This window comes from Desertihabitans aurantiacus (genome assembly GCF_003344635.1).
In the GTDB taxonomy this organism is placed as follows: domain Bacteria; phylum Actinomycetota; class Actinomycetes; order Propionibacteriales; family Propionibacteriaceae; genus Desertihabitans; species Desertihabitans aurantiacus.
Genome location: NZ_QPKK01000238.1, coordinates 1 through 5,984, shown reverse-complemented (window position 1 = coordinate 5,984; position 5,984 = coordinate 1). Strand labels below are relative to the sequence as shown.

Here is a 5,984-nt window from a genome sequence, read left to right as displayed (position 1 = left end):
CGAGGCCCTCGCCGAGCACGGCTGCCGGCCGGCCGACGACCTGGCCGCGGTGGCCGCCGAGGCCGGTGTGGTGTGGGTGCTGGTGCCCGACGCCGCGGCCGCCCGCGACGTCCTCGACGGACAGGACGGGCTGGCCGCCCGCCTGCCGGAGGGGTCGCTGGTGGTGCTCAACAGCACCGTCGGCCCCGACCAGGCCCGCGAGCTCGCCGACCTGTGCGCCGGCCAGGGGATCGACCTGGTCGAGGCCCCGGTCAGCGGTGGCGCGGACGCCGCCCGCGACGGCGAGCTGCTGCTCCTGCTCGGCGGCACCGCCGAAGCGGTCGAGCGGGCCCGCGAGGTCGTCGCCCCGGTGGCCCGCGAGGTCGTCGCCACTGGCGCCAGCGGCACCGCCTCGGTGGTGAAGCTGGCCAACCAGCACGTCCTCTTCGCCGGGCTGACCGCCCTGTACGAGGCGGCCGGGCTGGCCGCCGCGGCCGGGGTGGGCGAGGACGTCCTGCTCTCCGCTCTGCGCGCCGGCACCGCCCGTTCCTGGGCGGTCGAGACCTGGGGCTTCTACGACCGGCTCAGCCGCGACTACGACGACCGCGACGTCCCCGACGGGCACCGCCCCTGGGTCAAGGACGTCGCCGAGGTGCGGGAGGTGGCGGCGGGTCTCGACGTCGCCGTGCCGACCGCGGCCGTGGTCGCCGACCACCTGGCCACCGCCATCCGCCGCCACGCCGAGGACGAGGACCCGGCGCGCACCGGCGACGACGACAACCCGACTGGAGGTCACCGATGACCCTCGCGACCGCCACCGAACCACCGGTGGCCCTGCCGACCACGCCGCGACGCGGCCGGGGACGCACCCAGCTCCTGCCGGCCCTGGCGTTCCTGACGCCCTGGCTGGTCGGGATGGTCCTGTTCACCTTCGGACCGATGCTGTACTCGCTGTACCTCTCCTTCACCCGCTACGACCTGCTCAGCAACCCCGAGTGGGTGGGGCTGCAGAACTACGCCCTGATGGGCTCGGACCCCCGCTTCTGGAAGTCGGTCGGCGTCACCCTCACCTACGTGGTGGTCTTCGTGCCGCTGCTGCAGGTGGTCTCGATGCTGGTGGCGCTGCTGCTCAACAGCCGGCTGCGCTTCCTCACCGGCTACCGGGCGCTGTTCTACCTGCCCTCGCTGATGGGCGCGAGCGTCGCCGTCGCCGCCCTGTGGCGGCAGGTCTTCGGTGCCGACGGCCTGGTCAACGCCGTGCTGGGCCTGGTCGGGATCGAGAACGTCGGCAGCTGGGTGGGTGACCCCGCCCGGGCCCTCGGCACGATCATCACGCTGAACCTGTGGGCCTTCGGCTCCACCATGATCATCTTCCTGGCAGGGCTCCGGCAGGTGCCGCGGGAGCTGCTCGAGGCCGCGGAGGTGGACGGCGCCAGCAAGATCCGCCGCTTCTTCTCGATCACCCTGCCGATGATGACGCCGCTGGTGTTCTTCAACGTGCTGATGGGCACGATCAACGCCTTCCAGTCCTTCACCGGCGCCTACGTCGTCAGCGGCGGCAGCGGCGGCCCGGTGGACTCGACGCTCTTCTACACCCTCTACCTCTACGAGCGCGGCTTCACCCAGCTGCAGATGGGCTACGCCTCGGCGATGGCCTGGGTGCTGCTGCTCGTGCTCGCCGTGGTGACGGGGATCTTCTTCCGCTCCTCGCGCTACTGGGTCCACTACGGAGACGAATCATGACCACGACGCTCAGCGCCCCTTCCCAGCCCACCCGCATCCCCCGCCCCTGGGACGCCCGCACCCAGCGCCCCGCCGGCAACCGGGTCGTCAAGGGGATCATCAAGCACGCGGTGCTGCTCTGCGTGCTGCTGATCATGCTCTACCCGCTGCTGTGGATGGTCGGGGCCTCGTTCCGCCCGGGCAACCAGACCTTCGCCGGGCTGAGCCTGTTCTCCGACACCTACACGCTGCAGAACTACGCCGACGGCTGGTCGGTGGGCAACCTCAACTTCTCGAAGTACTTCGTCAACTCCGCGATCATCACGATCGGCCAGATCGTCGGGAACCTGTTCGCCTGCTCGCTGACGGCCTACGCCTTCGCCCGCCTGGAGTTCCCGTTCAAGCGGGTGCTGTTCGGGATGGTGATCGCCACCATGCTGCTGCCCCAGCACGTCACGCTGATCCCGAAGTACATCATCTTCAACCAGATGGGCTGGGTGGACACCTACCTGCCGCTGACGGTGCCCCACTTCTTCGCCGTGGACGCCTTCTTCATCTTCCTCATGGTCCAGTTCATCCGGACCCTGCCGACGTCGCTGGACGAGTCGGCGCGGATCGACGGCTGCGGGCACTGGGGGATCTTCTGGCGGATCATCATGCCGATGTCGCTGCCGGCGATCGGCACCACCGCGATGTTCACCTTCGTCTGGGCCTGGAACGACCTCCTCGGCCCGCTGCTGTACCTGCCGAGCTCGGACCTGTGGACGGTCTCGCTCGGGCTCAACTCCTTCCTCGACCAGACCGGCCAGAGCACCTACGGGACGCTCTTCGCGATGGCCACGCTGTCACTGGCCCCCATCGTCGGCTTCTTCATCGCCTCCCAGCGCCTCCTGGTCGAGGGCATCGCCACCACCGGGCTCAAGTGAGCCACCGCTCCACCACCACCGGCGGCACCACCGCCACCAGGACGTGCGGCACCGCAGCCGCCACGATGAAAGGACCAACGTCATGACCAAGCCACGCTCCCGACGGCTCCTCGCCGGTGCCGCGCTGGTGCTCGGCGTCGCGCTGACCAGCACGGCGTGCCTCAACCAGGGCCCGGCGGCCAGCTCCGACGGCCAGGGCGAGGTGGGCGGCACCATCCAGGTCGCCTGGTGGGGTGGTGAGTCGCGCAACGCCAAGACCAACGCCGTCATCGAGCAGTTCAACGAGGACTTCCCCGAGGTCACCACCGAGACCCAGTCCGCGGACTACGCCCAGTACTTCAACCGGCTCAACGTCCAGGCCTCCAGCCGCTCGCTGCCCTGCGTGGTGCAGATGCAGGACCGCCAGGTCAACGACTACGTCAAGCGCCAGACCCTGCAGCCGCTGGACGACATGGTCGCCTCCGGGGCCATCGACACCAGCAAGATCCCCCCGGCCGTGCTCGACGGCGGCCGCGGCAGCGACGGCAAGCTCTACTTCATCCCCTACGGCATCGCCTGGGACGCCCTGATGGTCAACACCACGCTGGCCGAGGAGGCCGGGGTCGGCGCGCCGCCGGAGAGCTGGGACTGGGACCAGTTCGTCAGCTACGTGAGCCAGGCCAAGGACCGCCTGCCCGACGGCACCTACGCGGTGGCCGCCGGTGGTGAGGAGCAGAACGCCTTCTACGCCTGGGCGGTCGGGCAGGGCATCGAGGTGTTCAACGCCGAGGGCCAGCTGGGCTTCACCAAGGAGCAGCTCAAGGAGTACTGGAGCCTGTGGCTCGACCTGCAGGAGCAGGGCATCGCTCTGCCGCCGGACATGTCGGCCGAGGAGCCGCCCGGCGCCGACCAGGGCTACCTGGCCACCGGCCAGCTGATGGTCGGCGTGCTGCCGGGCAACTCCCTCTACGTCTCCCAGCAGACCCTCGACGGTCGTGACGGCGGCCAGCTGCAGGCGGCCCGCTACCCCGACGGCCCGGCCGGGATCGGCAACATCCTCGTCGCCTCCGGTTTCGGGATCTCCTCCAACTGCGACAACGTGCCCACCTCCGCGGCGTTCATCGACTTCTTCACCAACGACGTGGACGCCCAGGTGGCCTTCGCCGCCGACAACGGGGCCCCGACCAACACCGACGTGCTGGACGCGCTGACCGCCGAGGACTCCGAGCTGCCCGATCTCAAGCGTGACGAGCTCGAGCAGTACCGCGCGATCAGCGAGGACAACCCGCCGAAGGTCAACTACCCGCCCGGCTTCAACGCCGTGTTCCAGCAGGCCTTCACCCGCAACTACAACGAGGTCGCCTTCGGGCGGCTGACGCTGGACCAGGCGGTGGACTCCTTCTTCAACGAGACCAACGCCAGCCTCGGCTGAGCCCCACCGACGCCCGGGCGGACCCCCGTCCGCCCGGGCGCCACCGGCACCGAGCCGGTCCCCGACCACCCACCGGCACCGAGCCGGTTCCGAGCCACCCCGCCGGCGCGAGCCGGCCGATGCACCGCCAGGAGATCCGATGCCCTTCCCCGACCAGCCCGCCGGCGCCCTCACCGGGCTCCGGGTGCTCGACCTGACCCAGGTGATGTCCGGTCCGTACTGCACGATGATGCTGGCCGACATGGGCGCCGACGTCATCAAGGTGGAGAACCCCGCCGGCGGCGACCAGACCCGGGTCTCCTGGGGCTACGCCGTCAAGGGCGACGACAGCCGGGCCTTCCTCGCCCTCAACCGCAACAAGCGCAGCGTCCGCATCGACCTCAAGGACGAGGCGGGCCGGGAGGACTTCTACCGTCTGGTGGCCACCGCCGACGTGGTGGTGGAGAACTTCCGCCCCGGCGTCACCGCCCGCCTCGGCATCGACTACGAGACCCTGAAGCAGCACAACCCGGCGCTGATCTACGCCAGCATCTCCGGTTTCGGCCAGACCGGGCCGTACTCCCAGCACCCCGGCTACGACCTCGTCGCCCAGGGCATGTCGGGGGTCATGAGCATCACCGGCGAGCCGGACGGCGACCCGGTCAAGTGCGGGCTGCCGGTCGCCGACCTCGGCGCCGGCATGTTCACCGCCTTCGGCATCGTCACCGCCTACGCCTCGCGGCTGAGGACGGGTGAGGGCCAGTACCTGGAGGTGTCGCTGTTCGAGGCGGCGCTGGCGATGTCGGTGTGGGAGTCGACGGAGTACTGGGCGACCGGTGAGGTGCCGCAGGCCCTCGGCTCGGCCAACCGGATGTCGGCGCCCTACCAGGCCTTCCGCGCCAGCGACGGCTACCTCACCATCGGCGCCAACAACGAGCGGCTGTGGACCCGGCTCTGCGACGTCCTCGGCGCACCGGAGCTGGTGCAGGACGAGCGGTTCACCACCAACACCCTGCGGATGGGTCACCGGGCCGAGCTGGTCGCCACCCTCACCCCCCTCTTCGCCACCCGCACCGTCGAGGAGTGGGTGACCGCGCTGCTGGCCGTCGGGGTGCCGGCCGGACCGATCCGCGACTACTCCTACGTCCTCGACTCCGACCCCCACGTCGCCGCCCGCGGTGCGGTGACCAGCTTCGAGCACCCGGTCGAGGGCACCATCAAGACCCTCGCCTCGCCGGTGCGGCTGCAGGGCACCCCGCCCACGGTCCGCTCCGCACCGCCGCTGCTCGGCGAGCACGACGGGCTGCTGGACGAGGTGCGGGTGGCGGGGTCGGCCCGTGGCTGAGCCCGCCCCGGCCGCACCCGCCGCGGAGGTGCGTCTGCACCGCGGGGGCGCGGTCGCCGTCCTCACCCTGGACCACCAGCGCAAGCTCAACGCGCTCACCTGGTCGATGTACGACCAGCTCGAGCAGCACGCCTGGGGGCTGGCCGCCGACACCTCGGTGCGGGCGGTCGTCCTCACCTCCGCCGGCGACCGCGCCTTCGCCGCCGGCACCGACATCGCCCAGTTCACCGACTTCGACGCCGGGCGCGGGGTGGCCTACGAGCACCGGGTAGCGCAGGTGCTGGAGGCCCTGGCCGCCGTCCCGGTGCCGGTGGTGGCGGCCGTGCCGGGGCTCGCGGTCGGCGCCGGGCTGGTGCTCGCGGCGGCCTGCGACCTGGTGGTCGCCGCCGAGGACGTCCGCTTCGGCGCCCCGGTCGCGCAGACGCTGGGCAACTGCATCGACGCCGGCGCGGTCCGGCTGGTCCGCGACCGGGTGGGCCGGGCCTGGACCGACCGGATGCTGCTCGGCACCGACCTCGTCACCGCCGCCGACCTGGCGGGCACCGGTTTCGTCACCCGCCTGCTGCCGGCCGGCACCGACCCCCGCCCGGTCGCGCTCGAGCTGGCCGGACGGGTCGCCGGC

Annotated in this window: 6 protein-coding genes; all 6 read left to right on the top strand. The window is 71.4% G+C overall.

Annotation, left to right across the window (positions count from 1 at the left end; translation table 11 throughout):
* The coding region (locus DVA66_RS16020) for an NAD(P)-binding domain-containing protein (protein WP_157974056.1) at window positions 1-781 on the top strand (781 nt) is incomplete at its 5' end.
* Window positions 778-1,722 (top strand): carbohydrate ABC transporter permease, encoded by a 945-nt coding sequence (locus DVA66_RS16015; protein ID WP_114560976.1) that lies wholly within the window; start codon window positions 778-780, stop codon window positions 1,720-1,722. The genes DVA66_RS16020 and DVA66_RS16015, both read left to right, overlap by 4 nt.
* The gene (locus tag DVA66_RS16010) at window positions 1,719-2,627 is read left to right on the top strand and encodes a carbohydrate ABC transporter permease (protein ID WP_114560975.1); all 909 of its coding nucleotides are present in this window, start codon (window positions 1,719-1,721) and stop codon (window positions 2,625-2,627) included. Before DVA66_RS16015 ends, DVA66_RS16010 begins: the two co-directional genes overlap by 4 nt.
* An 82-nt stretch (window positions 2,628-2,709) precedes the next feature.
* Window positions 2,710-4,038: an ABC transporter substrate-binding protein gene (locus tag DVA66_RS16005; protein WP_114560974.1), complete on the top strand. Its 1,329-nt coding sequence runs from the start codon at window positions 2,710-2,712 to the stop codon at window positions 4,036-4,038.
* A 139-nt stretch (window positions 4,039-4,177) separates the two neighbouring features.
* The gene (locus DVA66_RS16000; protein ID WP_114560973.1) at window positions 4,178-5,362 is read left to right on the top strand and encodes a CaiB/BaiF CoA transferase family protein; all 1,185 of its coding nucleotides are present in this window, start codon (window positions 4,178-4,180) and stop codon (window positions 5,360-5,362) included.
* Window positions 5,355-5,984: enoyl-CoA hydratase-related protein (locus DVA66_RS15995; RefSeq protein ID WP_114560972.1), on the top strand; the 630-nt coding region annotated here is incomplete at its 3' end. The genes DVA66_RS16000 and DVA66_RS15995, both read left to right, overlap by 8 nt.